Source organism: Bradyrhizobium sp. AC87j1, from assembly GCF_002936975.1.
GTDB lineage: Bacteria > Pseudomonadota > Alphaproteobacteria > Rhizobiales > Xanthobacteraceae > Bradyrhizobium > Bradyrhizobium shewense.
In genome coordinates this window covers 1-1,136 of record NZ_PTFE01000253.1, presented here as the reverse complement: position 1 = coordinate 1,136, position 1,136 = coordinate 1, and the positions used below count along the sequence as shown (strand labels likewise).

Sequence of the window (1,136 nt, the reverse complement as noted above, 5' to 3'; positions counted from 1 at the left end):
CACCTCAGCGACTGTGTTCTTTGTCAAGCGGGTTGCCATGGTTTTCGATCCCTGAGCATGGCGTTGAGGATGGTGATGAGCTTGCGGGCCACGGCGATGAGGGCGACCATTTTCGGCTTACCGGCGCTGACGAGGTGACGATAGAAGAGCTTGAGCTGCGTGTGGCATCGGATGGCCGACAGGGCGGCCATGTAAAGAGCTGCCCGCAAGGCGGTGCGTCCGCCACCGATCTTACTCCGGCCTTTCCATCGGCCGGACTGACGGACGAAGGGAGCAAGCCCGGCAAGGCTTGCGATCTGGCGGCGATTGAGCGCGCCAAGCTCAGGCACTTCGGCAAGGAAGGTGCGCGCAAGTGTGTTGCCAACCCCGGGAAAGGTGATCAGCAAGTCTTCCTTGTCCCGCCAGGTCGGCGAGCCGCGTACCAGCGTATCGATGTCGTTGTCGATCTCCGGCAGCTCCTTCTCAAGGACCTTGATGTGGCGAGCAAGGCTTTTGCGGACGCGGACGTTCTCGGCCCGCTTCTCGCGTTGGCGTTCCGCAACGATCATCTCGATGATCTGTCGGCGGCGAGCAACCAGTTCGGCCAGCAAGCGAGCCTGCTCGTCCGGGACGGGGCGCAAAGCGGGCTTCACTGCCTCGACGAACCGCGCGATCACCGCGGCATCGATCGGATCGGACTTGGCGCGCTGGCCGACGGCCTGCGCGAAGTGACGGATCTGAGCCGGATTGATCACTACCAGCGGCAGTTGCGCTCCGGTCAGCGCCGCAGCGACGACTGTCTCGAAGCCGCCAGTCGCCTCCACCCCGATCAGGGTCGGCGGACAGGCCACAAGCCGCGCAACAAGGTCTTCCAAGCCCTTGCCGTCGCGCCCGACGGCAAATGCTTCTCCGCTCGGACGCATATGAACGTCCAACCGGTCCTTCGATACATCGATGCCAACATAGATCGCGTCCATCTGCACCCTTCCTTGCGCAACCGGGCTCGCCAGGCGGCCCTCGCGACTGTTCGGGTTCAATGGAACAACGGACGGGGCGCCGCGCTGAGGTACGGGCTTCAAAGCCCTTGGATGAAGCGGTCTCCCGTCCGTTACCGCACCGGACACTCTATCCGATCCAGCGATTCGAGACTTACAAGG

Annotated in this window: 1 protein-coding gene; it reads right to left on the bottom strand. The window is 63.2% G+C overall.

Going from position 1 to position 1,136, the window contains the following annotated elements; genetic code table 11:
• Positions 1–23 precede the first annotated feature (23 nt).
• Positions 24–956, bottom strand: a complete 933-nt coding sequence (locus CV770_RS41160) for an IS110 family RNA-guided transposase (RefSeq protein ID WP_104466324.1) — start codon at positions 954–956, stop codon at positions 24–26.
• Positions 957–1,136 lie beyond the last annotated feature (180 nt).

Bases quoted from the DNA above. Each gene is read 5' to 3' on its own strand.
- CV770_RS41160 (WP_104466324.1), bottom strand. From the start codon at position 956: ATGGACGCGATCTATGTTGGCATCGATGTATCGAAGGACCGGTTGGAC.